The following is an 18,591-nucleotide window of genomic DNA, read 5'->3' as shown; positions in this document are numbered from 1 at the left end:
CCCGCTAGGGACATCCGTCAGTGACTCTCGTGGACGTCCTTCCAGTACTCGTGCTTCAGAAGGTACAGCAGGAAAGTCAGGCCCGCCAAGAACAGGATCACCCAGACGCCGATCGACTGGCGCTCGAGCGCGGCCGGCTCGGCCGTGTATTCGAGGAACGTGGCCAGATCGCGGGTGGCTCCGCGGAACTCCTCGGGGCTCATGCGGCCGGGCTGGGCGATGCTGAGTTTCTCGACGGCGGCTTCCTCGCCCGGCTTGGCCTCGCCGTGCACGGCCACCTGCAGGCCCTGGAGCTCCCACAGGGGGTTGGGCATGGAGGCGTTCGGGAACACCGTGTTGTTCCAGCCGACCGGACGGCTCGGGTCGAGGTAGAACGAGTTCAGGTAGTTGTAGATGAAGTCGACGCCCTTGGCGCGCGCCTCCAGCGAGAGGTCGGGCGGCGCCTTGCCGAACCAGCCTTTTGCCGATTCTTCGGGCATGTGCGAAATCACCGGTTCGCCGAACTTCGCCCCGGTGAAGTTGAGGTTGTTCATCACCTCGTCTTCGGAGAGGCCCAGGTCGGCGGCCAGGCGCGAATAGCGCACGTACTTCAGCGAGTGGCAGCCCACGCAGTAATTGAAGAAGAGCTTGGCGCCGCGTTGCAGCGAGGCCTTGTCGGCGACGTTGGTGCCCGCCCGCGGCAGCCCCTCGCCTTCTTCGGCGAGCGCGGGAACGGTGGCGGCGGCGAGGCCCAGCGCGAGGGCGAGGCAGGAAAGATAGCGCTTAATCATGCATCGTCACCCGTTCCGGAACCGGCTTGGTCTTCTCGAAGCCAAAGCGCGTGTAGATCCATACGAACACGAAGAAGCCGAAGTAACCCAGCACCATCAATCGGCCGAAGGCGTTTTCCCAGGTGGTGACGTCCACGCCGGGGAACCACTCGGGGATCACCTCGGCGGTCACGCCGGCACCGACCAGGCCGAGGGCCAGGAAGGAGATCACCAGCACCGCGAGGGCGATACGGAAACCGAGGCCGCGGAAGCGCACCGAGCGCACCTCGCCCTTGTCGATCCAGGGCAGCAGGGCCAGCAGCAGGATGGCGCCGAACATGCCGATCACACCCCAGATGGCCGTGCCGAAGAACGACGGGATCATGCGCAGGATCGCGTAGAACGGCGTGAAGTACCACGACGGCTTGATGTGGCTCGGCGTGACGAGGTTGTTGGCGGGCGTGAAGTTGTCGTGTTCGAGGAACCAGCCGCCGAAGGTGGGCGCGAAGAAGATGATGAAGGCGGCGATGGTGATGAAGAAACCGACGCCGAAGAGATCCTTCACCGTGTAGTACGGATGGAACGGGATGGCGTCCTTGGGCTTGTCGGCGGCCCAGCGGTTGCCCTTGGGGCCGTGCTTCACGTCGACGCCGTCGGGGTTGTTCGAACCCACCTCGTGCAGGGCGAAGATGTGCAGCACCACCAGCAGCAGGAGCACCAGCGGCAGCGCGATCACGTGCAGGGCGAAGAAGCGGTTGAGCGTGGCATCGGCGGGCAGGAAGTCGCCCATGATCCACTCGACCAGGGTGCCGCCGATCACCGGGATGGTGCCGAACAGCGAGATGATCACCTTCGCGCCCCAGAACGACATGTTGCCCCAGGGCAGCACGTAGCCCATGAAGGCCTCGGCCATCAGCACGAGGAAGATCAGCATGCCGAGGATCCAGACCAGCTCGCGCGGCTTCTTGAACGAGCCGTACATGATGCCGCGGAACATGTGCAGGAACACCACCACGAAGAACAGCGAAGCGCCCGTGGAGTGCATGTAGCGGATGAGCCAGCCCCATTCCACGTCGCGCATGATGTACTCGACCGAGTTGAAGGCTTCCGCCGCACTCGTCTTGTAGTTCATGGTGAGGAAGATGCCGGTCACGATCTGGTTGACCAGAACCAGCAGCGCCAGCGAGCCGAAGTAGTACCAGAGGTTGAAGTTCTTCGGGGCGTAGTACTCGGTCATGTGCTTGCGGTAGGCAGGCATCATGTTCGGCGCGCGCTCGTTCACCCAGTCGCCGATGCGGGAGAATACGTTAGCCATCAGCCGGCCTCCTGCGGATCGACGCCGATCTGGATGTGGGTGTCGTCGATGAAGTGGTACGGCGGTACCGGGAGGTTCTTCGGGGCGGGCACGCCGCTGAAGACACGGCCGGCGAGGTCGTAGCGCGACTTGTGGCAGGGGCAGTAGAAGCCGCCCTTCCAGTTGGCGTCGAACGGCTCGGGCTTGATGTCGGGGACGAAATCGGGAACGCAGCCCAGGTGGGTGCACAGGCCGATGACCACGAGCCACTCAGGCTTGATGGAACGCGTTTCGTTGGTCGCGTACTTCGGCTGCTGCCCCGCGTCGGACGATTGCGGGTCGAGCAACCGCGAATCGAGGCCCTTGAGCTGGGCCAGCTGGTCCTTGCTGCGGTTGACGACGAAGACGGGAAGGCTGCGCCAGGCGAACGTCACTTTCTGGCCGGCCTCGATGGCACTGATATCGACCGTGACCGGCGCCCCCGCCGCCTTGGCTCTTGCACTCGGCTCCCACGACTTGATGAAGGGGACGACTGCCGCTATCACCCCTGCTCCGCCGACGACAGCCGTCGTTGCGGTCAGGAAGCGACGGCGGCCGTGATCGACGACTTCGTTCGCCATCAGGCTCTCCGGAACTTATGCCATTGAGGATGCGGACCCCACATCGCCGGTTTACTGGAAATCGGCTTCCGCAAATCATGGCAGTGTAACGTCAGCATCCGCGACGTACAATAAACTGAACCTATCCTCGTGCTACATGGAGGAGAGGGCTGCCAAGTCCGCGCCTGGATGCGGAAAATGGGTGACCACCTCGCCGACGGGCAAGGCGACGACGACAGGATCTTGCGCTCTTTCGATGAAACACGCCGCCCGCATGCTCTCCTTCGTCGCCCGTTTCGTCGTGCTCGGCCTCGCCGTCGCCTTCGTCGTCGGCCTGGTCTGGCCGCACACCGGCGCCGTGCTGCGCCAGCGCCTGGGCACGTCGGCCCCAGCCCCCGCGCCCGCGCCCACCGGCGAAGCCGCCCCCGCCTCCTATGCCGACGCCGTCGCCAAGGCCGCGCCGTCGGTGGTCAACATCTACGCCAACAAGCTGGTCACCGAGCAGCCGCGTGAGCTGTATTCCGATCCCGTGCTCCAACGCATCTTCAGCGTGCCCACGGGGCCGGCGCGCACGCGTCGCCAGCAGAACCTCGGCTCGGGCGTGATCGTCAGCGAGGATGGTTACGTATTGACCAACAACCACGTCATCGCCAACGCCGACGATATCCAGCTGCTGCTCTACGACGGGCGCGTGGCCAAGGCCCGCGTCATCGGCTCCGACGACGAAACCGATCTCGCGGTGCTGAAGGTCGACGCGGGCAACCTGCCCGCCATCCGCATGACGGACGCCGAAAGCCGCCCGCGCGTGGGCGACGTGGTGCTCGCCATCGGCAATCCGTTCGGCATCGGGCAGACGGTGACGATGGGCATCGTCAGCGCCATCGGGCGGCAGCTCAACCTGTCGAGCCTGGAGAACTTCATCCAGACCGACGCGGCGATCAACTTTGGCAATTCCGGCGGCGCGCTGGTCAATGCCCATGGCGAACTGGTGGGCATCAACACGTCGCTGATCGGCCAAGCCGTGGGCGCCGAGGGCATCGGCTTCGCCATCCCCGTGCAGAGCGCCCGCGACGTGCTCGACCAGATCATCAAGACCGGCCACGTCGTGCGTGGCTGGATCGGGGCCGACTACGGCGCGGTACCGGTGTCGGCGGACAGCGGGCTGCCCTCGGCGGCGCGCGGTGTCGTGGTCAACGACGTCTCCCCCGGGGGACCGGCGGCCCTGGCCGGCATCCAGCAGCGCGACGTGCTGCTGCGCATCGGCGACGAAGACATCCTCGATCCGTCGGATCTGCGGCGTCACGAGGCCTCGTTGAAGCCCGGCGAGGCGGTGAAGGTGTCGGGGTTGCGCTATGGGGCGCCGTTCACCGTGTCGGTGACGCCGGCGCAGCGGCCGCCGAGTTCGACCTTGCAGGCGTTGCGGAGCAACCCCTGATCCCGCGTCATCGCTTCGCAGGGGTTCGCCGATACGATCGGCTCCCACCCCTTCGGTAGAAACGAAGCGCGCTCGTAGACGCGTCACTACTGAAAGAGTGGGAGCCGATCGTATCGGCGAATCCAGGTCGCGAAGGCGCAGGTCACCCGCCCCGGTCGGCCAGCGGCACATTGACCCGCCGCAAGCTCTCCCCATACCGCTTGCGCAGGATCCCCACCCGCTCCACGTACACCTGGGTCTCGTCGTAGGGCGGCACGCCGTTGTACTTCTGCACGGCCCCCGGCCCCGCGTTGTAGGCGGCCGCGGCCAGCCGCTCGTTGCCGTTGAAATTCCTCAGCAATAGCGCAAGGTAGCGCGCGCCGCCGCGGATGTTCTGCTGCGCGTCGAAGGCGTCCAGCACGCCCATGTCGCGGGCCGTGCCCGGGATCAGCTGCATCAGCCCCTGCGCCCCGGCCACCGACAACGCCCTCGGGTTGAACGCGCTCTCGGCGTGGATCACCGCCCGCAGCAGGGCCTCGTCCACGCCGAACTCCGAGCTGGCGGCGCGGATCACCTCGCCATACGAGGTCAGGTTGAGCGCCACGCTGTTCCAGTCGATCTTCGAGTGGACGTCGCAGGCGACGCAGGTGGCTATATAAGTAAAGAGCATCTTGATGCTCGAGCCCTTCGCCGCGCCGCCGGGGGCCACGTTGGTGTACTCCACGCCGCCGTCGGCGCGGGTGATGCGGTAGACCGCCCCGCGCAACACGCGGGAGCCCTTCACCGGCTCGGGCGCGGGACCCGCCGCGAGGTCCGTCGACGTCGATTCGCGATAGTCCCAGCCTCGCTTGACCGGCGCGGCCGGCAGCGGGGCGCCTTTTTCTGGCGCCCGCACCACGGAGCCGACCACGCCCTCCAGCGAGGCCACCGCCGGCGGCTCCGCCTTCGCGACAGGTGGCGCCGGTGGACGGGACGGGCGCGCCGGCCCGGTATCGCCGATCTTCTTGCAGTTGCGATAACCGGTCGTGGTCCCCGCGAAGACGGTTTCGCCCGAGCTGCCCAGGCAGCGGTACAGCGAGCTGGCCGCGGCCGGGCCGGCCAGGAACGCCAGCAGCAGGACGCAGGCGATCGCGGCCCTTTTCAGGGCCGGCCCGGGCACGGAGAAACGGCGCGAGGGTCGATCCCCGCATTCCCCTGGCGATACAGCGTCGTACATGGCGTCAATTCTGCCCTCACACCCCCTCCCCGCCAAGGGCCCCGAGCGTGACCACCTTCACGCAAGTCATTGATCCGCCGCCGCCATCTGGCAACGGACGGGCGCCAGGAGTAAACTGCGCGGTTCGGTAATCACCCTCGAAACACGGTACCCAGCCCCATGAGCGGCAAGCTTTTCATCAAGACCCACGGCTGCCAGATGAACGAGTACGACTCGGCCAAGATGGCCGACGTGCTGCGCGCCTCGCACGGGCTGGAACTCACCCAGGACGAAACCGAGGCCGACGTCATCCTGGTCAACACCTGCTCGATCCGCGAGAAGGCGCAGGAGAAGGTCTTCAGCCAGCTGGGCAAGTGGCGCGAGCACAAGAAGGGCGGCAAGCCCGTGCTCATCGGCGTGGGCGGCTGCGTGGCCTCGCAGGAGGGCGACGCCATCCTCAAGCGCGCCCCCTTCGTCGACCTCGTGTTCGGCCCGCAGACCCTGCACCGCCTGCCGGAAATGATCGAAGCCAAGCGCGCCAGCGGCAAGCCGCAGGTGGACATCAGCTTCCCCGAGATCGAAAAGTTCGACCGGCTCCCGGAGCCCCGCGCCGAAGGCCCCACCGCCTTCGTCTCGATCATGGAAGGCTGCTCGAAGTACTGCTCCTACTGCGTGGTGCCCTACACCCGCGGTGAGGAAATCAGCCGTCCGTTCGACGACGTGATCGTCGAAGTGGCCCAGCTCGCCGAGCAGGGCGTGCGCGAGGTCAACCTGCTGGGCCAGAACGTCAACGCCTATCGCGGCCCCATGCACGACGGCGACACGGCCGACCTCGCCGTGCTGATCCACGCCATCGCGCAGATCGAGGGCATCGGCCGCATCCGCTTCACCACCTCGCACCCGCTGGAGTTCTCCGACTCGCTGATCGAGGCCTACGCCAACGTGCCGCAGCTGGCCAACTACCTGCACCTGCCCGTGCAGGCCGGTTCCGACCGCATCCTGTCGGCCATGAAGCGCGGCTACACGGCCATCGAGTTCAAGCAGAAGATCCGCAAGCTGCGTGCGGTGCGCCCGGACATCTGCGTCTCGTCGGACTTCATCGTGGGTTTCCCGGGCGAAACCGACGACGACTTCGAAAAAACCATGAAGCTCATCGACGACGTGGGCTTCGACCAGAGCTTCTCGTTCATCTTCTCCTCGCGCCCGGGCACGCCGGCGGCCAACCTGCCCGACGACACCTCCAGCGAGACCAAGCATGCGCGGCTGACCCGCCTGCAGGCCGTGCTCAACGAGAACGCCCGCAAGATCAACGAGGCCATGGTCGGCACCGTGCAGCGCGTGCTGGTCGAAAAGCCCAGCCGCAAGAATCCCAACGAAATGACCGGACGCACCGAAAACATGCGCTACGTCAACTTCCCCGGCCATCCGCGCATGATCGGCCAGTTCATCGACGTGACCATCACCGAGGCGATGAGCAACTCCCTGCGCGGACGCGTTCTTCTCGAAGACGAGGTCGCACTCGTCTCGTGAACGCCATGAGCCAGCTGTCCCAGCATGATTTCGCCCTCGATCCCGAGGACAACGCCCGCCTCGCCAACCTCTGCGGCCCGCTCGACGAGCACATCCGCCAGATCGAGCTGCGCCTGGGCATCGAGATCGACCATCGCGGCAACCTGTTCCGCGTGATCGGCGACGAGCCGTCGGCCCGGGCCGGCGAGCAGGTGCTGCGCGCCCTCTACGCCGCCACGGAAACCGAAACCCTCAACGGCCAGGCGATCAACGTGCGCCTGGCCGAATCCGGCATCGACGCCCTGAACGAACAAGCCGCGGAGTCGGCCCAAGAGGTGGTGATCAAGGTCAAGCGCGGCGTCATCAAGGGCCGCGGCCCCAACCAGGCCCGCTACCTGCACGCCATCACCTCGCACGACATCAACTTCGGCGTGGGCCCGGCGGGCACGGGCAAAACCTATCTGGCCGTGGCCAGCGCCGTGGAGGCCCTCGAAGCCAATCGCGTGCAGCGCGTGCTGCTGGTGCGCCCGGCGGTGGAGGCCGGCGAAAAGCTCGGCTTCCTGCCCGGCGACCTCAGCCAGAAGATCGACCCCTACCTTCGCCCGCTCTACGACGCGCTGTACGAGATGGTCGGCTTCGAGAAGGTGGCCAAGCTCATCGAACGCAACGTCATCGAGATCGCGCCGCTGGCTTACATGCGCGGCCGCACGCTCAACGATTCGTACGTGATTCTCGACGAGGCGCAGAACACCACCGTCGAACAGATGAAGATGTTCCTGACCCGCATCGGCTTCGGCTCGGTGGCGGTGATCACGGGCGACGTCTCCCAGGTCGACCTGCCCCGCAACGTACGCTCGGGCCTGCGCCACGCCATCGAGGTGCTGCGCGGCGTCGACGGCATCAGCTTCACCTTCTTCACCTCGCGCGACGTGGTGCGCCATCCGCTGGTGGCCAAGATCGTGCGCGCGTACGAGGCGTTCGAGCAGAAGCAGGACGACGCCGGATGACCTCGCTCGACGTCGCCGTGGGCTATTCTGCCGGCCGCAAGGGCATGCCGACCTCCGCGAGCTTTCGCCGCTGGGTGGAGGCCGCCCTCAAGGGCGCCAGGCGGCGCAAGGCCACGCAACTGTCCATCCTCATCGTCGGCGAGGAGGAAGGCCTGTCGTTCAACAGGCAATATCGCGGTCGCGATTACGCGACCAACGTGTTGTCCTTTCCCGCCGAGCTGCCACCGGGCGTGAAGGTGCCGCTCATCGGCGACCTGATCATCTGCGCCCCCGTCGTGGCCCGCGAGGCCGCCGAACAGGGCAAGAAGCCCGGCGACCACTGGGCCCACCTCACCGTTCACGGCACCCTGCACCTGCTGGGGTACGACCATATCGACGAGGGCCAGGCCGAGGCGATGGAGGCGCTGGAGACCCGGATCCTGGCGGGCCTGGGCATCGCGGATCCCTACCTGGCTTGAGGCCCGCTCGATTCGCCGATGCGATCACCCCCCTCGGGGGAGGACGTGGCTACCTACGGGGTGGGAGCCGATCGCATCGGCGAATCGCGGCGAAGCCGCGACCCGTGGCCTGAACCGTCATGAGAATTCCAGTAGACTGACCCTTCCGCCCCATCGTGGGCCGAACACCAAAGCGTAATGAACGAGGACCCTGGTAGTACCCACGGCCCGGCCCACCGATCGTGGTGGGATAGACTGGGCCATCTGTTTTCCGGCGAGCCGCGCAACCGCGACGAACTGATCGACGAGCTGCGCACCGCCCAGGTCAACGGCCTGCTTTCCAACGACACCCTGACCATGGTCGAGGGTGCGATCAAGGTCACCGAACTCAGCGTCGACGACGTCATGGTGCCCCGGGCCCAGATCGTCAGCCTCCCCGCCGACGCGCCCCTGGCCGACATCCTCGCCACGGTCGTCGAGTCCGGCCACTCCCGCTTCCCCGTGCACGGCGAAGACAAGGACGAAGTCCTCGGCATCCTGCTGGCGAAAGACCTCCTCAAGACCTTCGGCAAGAGCGACGCCTTCGACCTGCGCGCCCTTTTGCGCCCGGCGGTGCTGATCCCCGAGTCGATGCGCCTGAACGTGCTGCTGGCGGAATTCCGCCTCACGCGCAACCACATGGCGCTGGTGGTCGACGAATACGGTGGCGTGGCCGGCCTCATCACCATCGAAGACGTGCTCGAGCAGATCGTCGGCGAAATCGACGACGAACACGACGACGAGGAAGATCCCGTGCTGGTGCAGCCGCTGGGCGAAGGCGATTTCTCGGTGAGCGCGCTCACCCCGATCGCCGACTTCAACGAGGTGGCCGGCGCGCATTTCTCCGACGAGGAATTCGACACCATCGGCGGCATGATCACCTCCGAATTCGGTCATCTGCCGACGGCCGGCGAGGAGATCGCCGTGGGCGGCTTCCTGTTCCGCGTCACCCACGCGGACGATCGCCGCGTGCAGCAGTTCCACGTCACCCGGGCGAACGGGGAAGCCTGATCGATCGTCCTTGTGGAAGCCGTTACGGCGGCGATCCCGCGGCAGCGGGCCAGTTTGCCACCGCCGCCGAAGCGGCTCCCACAGACATAGCGTACCGCCCGATGCGACTGACCCTGCTCCTGTTGTTGATCTGTTTCGCCCCCCTCGCCCAAGCGGGCATCGTGGACGCGCCGCCGGCCCACCTCGAGATCTCGCTGATGACCTACGGTCCCGGCGACATCTACTGGGAGCGTTTCGGCCACGATGCGCTGGAAGTGCGCGACACCGCCAGCGGCGAAGCCATCGCCTTCAACTACGGCGTGTTCGACTTCGACCAGGACAACTTCATCCTCAATTTCGCGCGCGGCATCATGGCCTACCGCATGGATGCCGAGCCGACCCGGTCCGACGTCGAGTTCTACGCGGGCGAGGGCCGTTACGTGCGCCGCCAGCGGCTCGCGCTCACCGACGCGCAGAAAGACCGCCTGCGCCGTTTCCTCCTCTGGAACGTGCAGCCGGCCAACGCCGGCTACAACTACGACTACTACGTGGACAACTGCACCACGCGCGTGCGCGACGCGCTCGACGATGCGTTGGACGGCGCCTTGCGGCAGCAGCTACGGTCCCGTGCCGGCGGTATGACCTACCGCGAGCAGACGGCACGCCTGATGAGCAACCAGCCCTGGCTGATGCTGGGCATGGACCTCGGCCTGGGCCCCTTCGCCGACCAGCCGATGACCTCATGGAAGGAAGCCTTCCTGCCCATGGTGCTCGAGGAGGAAATCCGCCACGTACGCATCGGCCCGCCCGGCGACGAACATCCCCTCGTGGCCGACGAGGATACCCTCGTGCCGGCACGGCTCGCGCCGCCGCCCGAGGCCGCTCCCGATCTTCGCTGGCCGCTGCTCGGCGTGGGCGTGCTGTGGGCCGTGCCGATGATCCTGCCGGTCTTCACCCGCCGACGCGGCCTGCGCACGCTGGCCGCCGTCGCATCCACCGTCTTCGTCGTGTTCGCCGGTCTCGCCGGCCTGCTCATGGCGGCCCTATGGAGCCTCACGTTGCATCGCTCGGCATGGGGCAACTTCAACCTGCTCGCCTACCAGCCACTGGCCCTCCTGCTTCTGCCCGCCATCTGGCGCCTGCGCCATGCGGGACGTCCGATGGGTCGCTTCGCCCCGCGCGTCACCGCCATCTCGTTCGCCGCGTGCGTCGTCGCCCTGGCGTTGCACCTGTGGCCGGACTTCCCCCAGCGAAACCTGCCCTGGTTGCTCCTGGCGCTGCCCTGCTGGACCGCGTTGCTGGCCTGTTTCTGCCGGCGGCACGACTGACGAAAGCCGCCAGGACGTCGGCCCGGCAACCATACGTGTAGGCGCCTCGCCGTGAGGCAGGTCGGATCACGCCCGATTGTCATCGATGGCCACGCGCCGAAGAATGCGCCTTTTCGGCACGCATGGCCCGACGATGAGCTTCAAGCCAAGCGAACTGCCCCTGCTGGTATCGCTGGATGTCCTGCTCGAGGAGCGCAACGTCACGCGCGCCGCGGCACGGCTCCACGTGAGCCAGCCCGCCCTGTCCGGGCAACTGGCGCGACTGCGCCGCCTGTTCAAGGATCCGCTGCTGGTGCCGTCCGAAACCGGGCGCGGCATGGTCGCGACGCCCAAGGCCGAGGAGATCGCCGAATCGCTTCGCGACGCGCTCTCGAGGCTCGATGCCATCAGCTACGCCGATGCCGCGTTCGATCCCGGCGTCGATGCCGCCACGTTTCGGATCCGCGGCTCATGCTGCGCCATCGACGTCTTCACCCCGGCCCTGTTCGGCGCCATCGAACGCCACGGCAACAAGGCCTTGCGCGCGGCCTTCCACTTCCTCGACGACGACACGCGCGTCGGCGAGGGGCTTGCGGGCCTTGCTTTCCTCGCTGGAATTCACCGGATCGCCGTCGACGTACTGGAGGATCCAGTCGCTCAGCCAGCGCTCGAGCTGTTGCCGCGAGCCGAACGAACCGACCTTGTCGCGAACGATGCACTTGAGGTAATGCGCGAAGCGCGAGCAGGCGAACATGTAGGGAAGCCGTGCGCTCAGCGCGGCATTGGCCGTGGCGTCCGCATCGTCGTATTCCTCGGGCCGGGCCAGCGACTGCGCGCCGATGAACGCGGCCATGCCCGAATGCTTCCGGTGCACCAGCGGCATCAATCCCATCCTGTCCAGTTCGGCCGAACGGCGGTCCGTGATGGCGATTTCCGTCGGACATTTCATATCCACGCCGCCGTCGTCGGTGGGGAACGTATGCGCCGGCAAGTCGTCGACCGCCCCGCCCGATTCCACGCCACGGATGCGCGTGCACCAGCCATGGGTCGCGAACGAACGGTTGATGTTCACACCCAGGGCATAGGCGGCGTTCTGCCAGGTATAACGTGACGAATCGCCGGCGGCCGTGTCTTCCTCGAAGTCGAATCCGTCCACGGGATCGGTTTTCGCGCCATACGGCAGGCGGGCGAGCGTGCGCGGCATCACGAGGGCCACGTATTTGGCGTCTTCGCTGTCGCGCAACGCACGCCAGCCGGCGTAATCGGGGGTGGAGAAGATCTTGGCCAGGTCACGCGGGTTCGCCAGTTCGTTCCAGCCTTCCATGCCGAGCAGCCCCGGCGCGGCGGCGGCGATGAAGGGAGCGTGCGCGGTGGCGGCGATCTGTGCCATGCCACGCAGCAGTTCCACGTCCTGCGGCCCGTGGTCGAAGTAGTAGTCGCCGATCAGGCAGCCGTAGGGTTCGCCACCGAGCTGGCCGTATTCCTCTTCGTAGATTTTCTTGAAGATCGGGCTCTGGTCCCACGCGGCGCCCTTGTAGCGCTTCAGCGTGCGGCCCAGCTCGGCCTTGGAGAGGTTCATCACCCGGATCTTCAGCTCGGCACCCGTGTCGGTCTGGCTCACCAGGTGATACAGGCCGCGCCACGTACCCTCCAGTTGCTGGAATGACGGGTGGTGGAGTACGAGGTTGATCTGCTCGGTCAGCTTCCGGTCGATCTCGGCGATGCAGGCCTTGATCGTCTCCGCGACGTCATCGGACACGATGTCGCCGCGCTCGAGTACCTGCTCGGCGAGCGTGCGCACGGCCGATTCCACTTCATCCCGCGCCCGGTCGTTCCGTGGGCGAAATTCCCGGGCGAGCAAGGCGGCGAAATCGCTGGTCGTTTCCCCGGCGGCGGGGACGGCGGCGTCGGCCGTCTGCATGTCGGTCGCCATCGTTCAAACCTCCCCGTCCGTCGTGGGCGACGTCAGGCCGGCCAGCAGCGCCGGATCGCGCAGCGCCTGGGCCAGCAACCGTTCCGCGCCGGCCTTGCCGTCGAGGTAGGTATCGAGGTTGGCCAGCCGCGTGCGGGCCTCGAGGAGCCGGGCCAGCGGAGCCACCTTGCGCGCCACCGCTTCCGGCGAGAAATCGTCCATGTGACGAAACGACATGTCGACCCGCAACTGGCCTTCGCCGGTCAATGCGTTGGGCACCTCGAACGCCACGGACGGCGCGATCGACTCCATGCGGTCGTTGAAATGGTCGACGTCGAACTCCACCGCCTTGCGCTCGTCGATCGGAGGCAGTTCGCCGGCGGCGGCGCCGGAAAGATCGGCCATCACGCCCATGGTGAAGGGGATGGACACCTTCTTCCGTGCGCCGTTCAGCTCGACGTCGTATTCGATCTGTACCCGGGGTGCACGATGGCGTGCGATGAGTTTCTGACTGCTATCCATGGCAGGTTCCTTGGCGTTCCGTAGGGGTTGGTCGACGCGAGGTGTCAGTGGCCGGTGGGCCGTGCATCGATCATCGATGACGCATCGCCGGCAGGGGAAATCGTTCATCGATATGGCAGTGATAAGGCACGGCGATGGGATCGACGCCGATTGCTTGCCTGTTCCTGCTCCCGCAGCCACCACATCGACGGCGCATGACTGGCATCACAATCCCGGCGATCGATCGCGCCGAATACTCTTTCGGGTGATTGACCCCCGGGGCGCGGTGCGCGCAGATAGACGTTCAACCGTGAACGCGCCGCCTGGACGACGGCTTTTCCATGGGTGCGACGCATGTCGTGCACCACGTCACGAAAACGGCGTTCGATTGAACGCAACGGCGGGTTCGTACAGGAAAGCGAACGCGCGTGTTTCAGCCAACCGCGTTTCCCCGCGCGGTGGGCATGGCCGGCCGTCGATGAACATCAAGCCCAGCGATCTCCCCCTGTTGGTGTCGCTCGACATGTTGCTCGAAGAGCGCAACGTGACGCGCGCCGCATCCAGGCTGCACGTGAGCCAACCCGCCCTGTCCGCGCAGCTCGCGCGGCTGCGCAGGCTATTCAACGATCCCCTGCTCGTCCCCTCGGAAACGGGGCGCGGCATGGTGGCGACCCCCAAGGCGGAGGACATGGCCGCCGCCCTCCGCGGCGCCCTGACCCAACTGGGCGCGCTGGGCGATTCGGTCGATATCTTCGACCCGGCGAGCGATGCCGCCACCTTCCGCGTGAGCGGCTCGTTCAGTGCCGTGGGCACGTTCGCGCGACCGCTCATCCAGGCGATCCACGCGCACCGCAACCGTAGCCTGCGCGTGGCGTTCGACACGCTCACCGAAGACCAGGACGTGCTTCCCCGTTTCGAGAGCGGTGACATCGACCTGCTGCTCGTGCCCGCAGAACAGGTGCCGCCGTCGCTGAAGACACGCCAGCTCATGGCCGACCGGCTCGTACTGGTACAGCGCAGGGGCCACCCTCGCGGCGATGGCCCGGTCACCGTCGAGCAGTTCTGCCGCCTGGGCCACATGGTGGCCTCTCCGCTGGGTCGCCTGGACCGGCTGATGGACCGGCGCCTGAAGGAGCTCGATCTGTCGCGCGACGTGCTGGTGTCCGCGCCGCACGGCGACGCCATCGGCGGTACCCTCGCCAGCACCGACCTGGTCTGCATCCTTCCCGAGAGCATGGTGGAAGCGGTGGGTGCCGACGTGCAGGCGCACGCCATCCCGTTCGACCTGCCCGACGTATCGCTGTCCATGGCCTGGCACAGCCGCCTGGACAAGCATCCGGCGCATCGCTGGCTGCGCGAGCAGATGGTCGCCATCAGCCGCGGACTGCATCGCGCCCGACACGACGACGATTTCCGCCCGACCGCATCGAGAGTGCCTTCCAGTGGATACAACTGAACACCTGCTCGCACCGCTGGCCGACGACGCGCCCTGCGGCCCCAACCTGGAATACGACGCCGACTTCCTGAAGCTCGACGCCCTCGCCGCGCCCCGCCCCGAGCGTGCCGTCGGCGACGCGGTCAAACAGGCCGAAGAGCCGGAGTGGCGCGAGGTCCTGGCCCAGGCCGACGCCCTGGCCACGCGCACGCGCGACGTGCGCATCGCCATCCACCTCGCCATGGCGTGGATGAAGACCGCCGGGGTGCCGGCCTGGTCCCGGGGCATCGGCCTGGTCCGCGACCTGCTCGAACGGTATTGGGACGACGTGCATCCGCGGCTGGAAGACGGCGACCCCGTCGAGCGCATCAACGCGCTGGCGGCGATTTCCGCCGCCGACGGCATGTTCGGTTACCTGCGCCATGTGCCGGTGTTGCGCGCCGAACGCGTGGGCAGCTTTTGCCTGCGCGACGTGCGCGCGATGAACGGCAGCCTTCGCGGCAACGACGACGCCGTGGTTCGCGCCGATGCCTCACCCGAAGCGATCGAGGCGGTGATGCAGAACGTCGACGACGCGAGCCTGCTCGAGGTCGATACCGCGGTGGCCGGCGCCATCGACCATCTCGATGCGATCGGCCGCCTGTTCGACGAACGCACGCCGGGCATGGGCCCCGACTTCGAGGCCTTGCGCCGGGAGCTTCGCGAACTGCACGGGTTCCTGCATGCGCAGGTGACGGTACGCATGCCACAGGCGGCGCAGGCCGAACCGGAGGCCGTCGTCGACGATACCGCCCCCGAGGCACTCCACGCCCCGGGGCGCGGCCCCATTCGCGGCACCGACGACGTGTGCCGCATGCTCGACGAGATCTGTGCCTGGTACGCGCAGCACGAACCGTCCAGCCCGGTAAGGCCGATGTTGCGTCGTGCGCGTGGACTGGTCGGGCTCGGCTTCGGTGAATTGCTGCGCGCGATCGCACCGGGTGGGTATTCGGAGTTCCAGCAACTGGCGGGGGATGGCGCGGAATAGCCGCCCCTCCCCTATGGCCTAACGCACCTGCCGAAACCACCACACCAGGCCACACCCCAACGCCGCCACCGACACCACGACCAGCGTGGCGACGACCCACGGCCCTATCGACGCGCGCGGCTTCACGCGACGACGCACCGGTGCCACGATCGGCCGCATGCCGGTCGCCGGGCGGCGCAGCGTATGCAAGGCCGCCCCGCGGGTCCGCACCGCCGCGTCGAGCAGTTCACGGCGGCGACGGCGATATTCCCCGGTGTCGATGCGTGCGCTGCTATGGGCATCGTTCAACGCCATCAGGTCGCGGTTCAACGCATGGGTCCAGTCCATCAACGGATCTCCCTCACCAGGCGGAAGCCGATGTCACGGTCGGGCGAGCCGTCGGTGACTTTCACCGTGGTCACCGAACACGCGTCGGGACCGCTGCGATAACTGCCACCGCGCATCGCCAGCGAGCCGCCCCGGGTCACCCATTCCCAGACGCCGCCGGTCAGGCCCACCACTCCCCACGGGTTCGTCGTCGCCGGGTTGTCACCCAGGTTGGGTGAACGGAGCAACCGCCCCAGGGCCGAAGAGGCATCGCCGCAGTTGTCGTGCTTGCCATCCCAGTCCGTGCCGGCGCGTGCGGCCACCAGCCACTCCTCGTCCGTCGGCAGTCGATAGGTATGGCCGCTCAACTGGGTCAGCCAGGCCGCGTAACGCCGGGCGAAATCGACCGGGATCGACCGCGCGGGGTCGGACGCGTTGAAGCCCTTCGACACGGCGCACGTGCGCGTCGCCTTGCAGAACTGGTCGAGGTTGCCCACCGTGATCGTGGTGCGCGTCATCGCGAACGGCGTGCGTCCATGGGGGATCACCACCATCGCCGGTCCGTACGATCCCACCGCGAAGGTATCGAAGCACTCGCGCGCCGTGCCGGCCAACCCGCGGCGCGCGCAGGCATCGGCCTTTGGCGTGGGCGCGGCCGGCGTCGAACGCAGCTTCTTCACCACGTTTTCCAGCGAACCCTCGGGCAAACCCTTCGACGCGACCATCGCCTCTTCCATGTGCTTCAGGCCGTCCGGATCCTGCGCCTTCACCGCCTCGATGCGCTTGCGCAGGTCGTCCTGGTCGGCCGCCGCGACCTGGGGCGCCTTCGCCGCCGTCATCACGGCCACGGCGAGGTCGTAGCGCGTCTTCGCGCGACGCAGGTCGTCGCGCTCGCCCACCACCTCCAGGCCCGCCGCCACGCGGTCGGCCGCGTCCTTCCAGTGGCCCGACGCACAGGCGGCCCGTGCCGCGTCGAGCACGGCCTGCGCGTAAAGGCCGCCCTCCTCGTCGTTCGCATCCGGCGTGCCGCCCTCGATCTGGCGAAGCTGGCGGAAGTTCTCCGTGGCCTTGTCGAGGTCATTCGCGGCCACGGCCTGGCGCAGCGATTCCAGGCGGGACGCGCGTTCGGCGTTCTTCAGGTCGGGCGTTTCGGTCGACGCGGGCGCGGATGCGGCGGGCGCCGTATCGCCCAGGCGTGCCGCCAGCCGCTGCGATGCGGGATACCACGTGCGCGCGATGGCGAGCTGCTTCGCCGCCGTTTCCTTGTCGCCGGACTTCAACGTGTCGCCGATCGCCATGTCGAACTTCAGTTCGAGTTCGGGGTTGGCGAGCAGGCGACTGGTCGGATCGATCTGCCGGATGCGACCGAGCACCGCCGGCACGTCGTCGGCGCCGTCGCCGAACAGGCGCCCGGCAAGGATGGCCCGGCTCAGCGCGGTATCGAGGCGGTTGAGCTGGTCGTCGCGCTCGTGCGCCACTTCCTCGCGACGCCGGTCGAGCTTCGGCGCGAACGTCTTCAGTTCGGCGCGCAGCCGGAACACCCCCTGCGCTCCGGCGTAGTCGAAGCGTCCCCGGGCCGGGTCCCAATGCATGGCGACCTGCCGCACGAGGAAACCGTCGATGGCATCCGCACCATCGACCACGACACGGCGGCGCTCGTCGCCGTCGAGTGCCGCCAGCGCGCCGCGTACCTGGTCCGCGTCACGGAAGCCGTCGGCCTGCCCCGGCGAGAATCGCCGCAGGGTATCGGCGACATGGCGCTGCTCCGCCTGCATCCCGGCGAACCATGCGCCGCCCGCGATCAGTACGGCCAGCACGGCCGCCGAGACCAGCCACGGCGTGGCACGCTCGCGCCAGCGGCGCTTGCGCAGCCCGGCGAGCACGCCGCCGATGTCGGGCGTGCGCCTGGCGGCGGTGAACGCGAGCGCGTCGCACAATGCCTTGTACTGGCGCTTGTCCAGGCCCGGTACGGCGGGTGGCCGTCGACCGTTGGCCAGCGCTTCCTCGGCGTTCTCCTTGTCGAACGGATGGCGTCCCGTCAGCAGCTCGGTCACCACGCAGCCGAATGCGTACACGTCGTCGGCGGGCGTGGGCGGTTCGCCCCGGAGCATTTCGAGGCTGGCATACGCCGGGGTCATCGCACCCAGGCTCGCCGCGTCGAACACGGTGCGATCGTCGTCGTGCGCGTGCCCCAGATTGCCGGCACGCGCGATGCCGAAATCGAACACCTTCGCGACACCGGCGCCCGTGACCATCACGTTGCCCGGCTTGAAATCCGAATGCACCACGCCCGCGTCGTGCGCGCGGCGCAGGGCGTCGCCCATGCCTTCGATCAGCGGCCACGCCTCCGCGAACGGCAGGCCATCGCGGGCACGCGAGCGGATGAGCGCGCGCAGGTCGCTGCCTTCCACGTATTCCATCGTCATGAAGACGTTGGTGCCGTCCTTGTCGAAATCGTAGACGCGCACGATGTGGTCGTTGGCCAGCTGCTGCGCCCGGCGCGACTCGCGCTGCAAGGCCACGAGCGCGTCGGGATGCTTGCGGAATTCGTCGTTGAGCACCTTCACCGCCACGTACGGATCGCGGTCGCGCGCTTCCACCTTGCGCTCGTCGCGGGCGAGATAGACCACGCCCATGCCGCCGCGACCCAGCTCGCGCTCAAGGAAGAAGCGTCCCTTCAGCACATTGCCGACGGCGGGGCTCTCGCCCTGGGCCAGGTCAGCGATGCGATGCCAGCCCTCGCTGGAGCCCTGCGACGACGAATGAGTGCCCGTGCCCGTGCGCTCGCCCGGGTTATGCAGCGGCTTCACCACCGTGCGATCGCCGTCGTCCTGCAAGGGCGCGAGGCGCGTGGGGTCGTTCGGATGCAT

Annotated in this window: 16 protein-coding genes and 1 pseudogene; 9 read left to right on the top strand and 8 right to left on the bottom strand. The window is 67.4% G+C overall.

All coding sequences use genetic code 11. From position 1 onward, the window contains the following. Positions 1–17 precede the first annotated feature (17 nt). The 3 genes from JNG39_RS13540 to petA are packed head-to-tail and all read right to left on the bottom strand — an operon-like array spanning position 18 to position 2,663. Positions 18–770: a cytochrome c1 gene (locus JNG39_RS13540; RefSeq protein WP_368312124.1), complete on the bottom strand. Its 753-nt coding sequence runs from the start codon at positions 768–770 to the stop codon at positions 18–20. Continuing rightward, positions 763–2,064: a cytochrome bc complex cytochrome b subunit gene (locus tag JNG39_RS13535; protein ID WP_247368540.1), complete on the bottom strand. Its 1,302-nt coding sequence runs from the start codon at positions 2,062–2,064 to the stop codon at positions 763–765. Before JNG39_RS13535 ends, JNG39_RS13540 begins: the two co-directional genes overlap by 8 nt. Next, positions 2,064–2,663, bottom strand: coding sequence for a ubiquinol-cytochrome c reductase iron-sulfur subunit (gene petA / locus JNG39_RS13530; protein WP_144909729.1), 600 nt, complete (start codon positions 2,661–2,663; stop codon positions 2,064–2,066). Before petA ends, JNG39_RS13535 begins: the two co-directional genes overlap by 1 nt. A gap of 235 nt (positions 2,664–2,898) precedes the next feature. Here petA and JNG39_RS13525 point away from each other — a divergent pair, with 235 nt between their 5' ends. Continuing rightward, the gene (locus JNG39_RS13525) at positions 2,899–4,077 is read left to right on the top strand and encodes a S1C family serine protease (RefSeq protein WP_368312123.1); all 1,179 of its coding nucleotides are present in this window, start codon (positions 2,899–2,901) and stop codon (positions 4,075–4,077) included. 142 nt (positions 4,078–4,219) lie between these two features. On the opposite strand, the gene JNG39_RS13520 is transcribed toward JNG39_RS13525, so the two are convergent. Further along, positions 4,220–5,272 (bottom strand): lytic transglycosylase domain-containing protein, encoded by a 1,053-nt coding sequence (locus JNG39_RS13520; RefSeq protein ID WP_368312122.1) that lies wholly within the window; start codon positions 5,270–5,272, stop codon positions 4,220–4,222. A gap of 159 nt (positions 5,273–5,431) precedes the next feature. On the opposite strand from JNG39_RS13520, the gene miaB reads away from it, so the two are divergent. The 6 genes and pseudogenes from miaB to JNG39_RS13490 all read left to right on the top strand — a co-directional run. Further along, positions 5,432–6,781 carry a tRNA (N6-isopentenyl adenosine(37)-C2)-methylthiotransferase MiaB gene (gene miaB, locus JNG39_RS13515; protein WP_368312121.1) on the top strand — a complete coding sequence of 450 codons (1,350 nt, stop codon included), beginning with the start codon at positions 5,432–5,434 and terminating at the stop codon, positions 6,779–6,781. A 5-nt stretch (positions 6,782–6,786) separates the two neighbouring features. After that, the gene (locus JNG39_RS13510) at positions 6,787–7,767 is read left to right on the top strand and encodes a PhoH family protein (RefSeq protein ID WP_368312119.1); all 981 of its coding nucleotides are present in this window, start codon (positions 6,787–6,789) and stop codon (positions 7,765–7,767) included. Next, complete coding sequence (gene ybeY / locus JNG39_RS13505) at positions 7,764–8,225, top strand: rRNA maturation RNase YbeY (RefSeq protein ID WP_368312117.1); 462 nt, start codon at positions 7,764–7,766, stop codon at positions 8,223–8,225. The genes JNG39_RS13510 and ybeY overlap by 4 nt, the downstream gene beginning before the upstream one ends. Before the next feature lie 177 nt (positions 8,226–8,402). Next, a complete protein-coding gene (locus tag JNG39_RS13500; RefSeq protein ID WP_368312115.1) occupies positions 8,403–9,254 on the top strand; it encodes an HlyC/CorC family transporter in 852 nt (283 codons plus the stop codon). Between the two features lie 101 nt (positions 9,255–9,355). Further along, positions 9,356–10,561, top strand: coding sequence for a DUF4105 domain-containing protein (locus JNG39_RS13495; RefSeq protein WP_368312114.1), 1,206 nt, complete (start codon positions 9,356–9,358; stop codon positions 10,559–10,561). Positions 10,562–10,646: 85 nt separating this feature from the next. Then, positions 10,647–10,889: pseudogene (locus JNG39_RS13490) on the top strand (LysR family transcriptional regulator); the annotation flags it as partial. A gap of 120 nt (positions 10,890–11,009) precedes the next feature. Here the strand turns inward: JNG39_RS13490 and tssC are convergent. Together tssC and tssB are read right to left on the bottom strand one after the other, a co-directional pair. Further along, a complete protein-coding gene (tssC, locus tag JNG39_RS13485) occupies positions 11,010–12,473 on the bottom strand; it encodes a type VI secretion system contractile sheath large subunit (RefSeq protein ID WP_368312111.1) in 1,464 nt (487 codons plus the stop codon). A 3-nt stretch (positions 12,474–12,476) separates the two neighbouring features. Next, positions 12,477–12,974, bottom strand: coding sequence for a type VI secretion system contractile sheath small subunit (tssB, locus tag JNG39_RS13480; protein ID WP_368312110.1), 498 nt, complete (start codon positions 12,972–12,974; stop codon positions 12,477–12,479). Between the two features lie 457 nt (positions 12,975–13,431). Here tssB and JNG39_RS13475 point away from each other — a divergent pair, with 457 nt between their 5' ends. Together JNG39_RS13475 and tssA are read left to right on the top strand one after the other, a co-directional pair. After that, positions 13,432–14,409 carry a LysR family transcriptional regulator gene (locus JNG39_RS13475; RefSeq protein WP_368312108.1) on the top strand — a complete coding sequence of 326 codons (978 nt, stop codon included), beginning with the start codon at positions 13,432–13,434 and terminating at the stop codon, positions 14,407–14,409. Further along, positions 14,396–15,415, top strand: coding sequence for a type VI secretion system protein TssA (gene tssA / locus JNG39_RS13470; RefSeq protein ID WP_368312105.1), 1,020 nt, complete (start codon positions 14,396–14,398; stop codon positions 15,413–15,415). The genes JNG39_RS13475 and tssA overlap by 14 nt, the downstream gene beginning before the upstream one ends. 18 nt (positions 15,416–15,433) lie before the next feature. On the opposite strand, the gene JNG39_RS13465 is transcribed toward tssA, so the two are convergent. Next, positions 15,434–15,742: a hypothetical protein gene (locus JNG39_RS13465; RefSeq protein WP_368312103.1), complete on the bottom strand. Its 309-nt coding sequence runs from the start codon at positions 15,740–15,742 to the stop codon at positions 15,434–15,436. Next, positions 15,742–18,591, bottom strand: a complete 2,850-nt coding sequence (locus JNG39_RS13460; protein WP_368312102.1) for a bifunctional serine/threonine-protein kinase/formylglycine-generating enzyme family protein — start codon at positions 18,589–18,591, stop codon at positions 15,742–15,744. Before JNG39_RS13460 ends, JNG39_RS13465 begins: the two co-directional genes overlap by 1 nt.

Source organism: Luteibacter sp. CQ10 (assembly GCF_040900725.1).
Taxonomy (GTDB): domain Bacteria; phylum Pseudomonadota; class Gammaproteobacteria; order Xanthomonadales; family Rhodanobacteraceae; genus Luteibacter.
The sequence above is the reverse complement of the archived record's forward strand: the minus strand, read 5'-3'. Positions and strand labels throughout refer to the sequence as shown.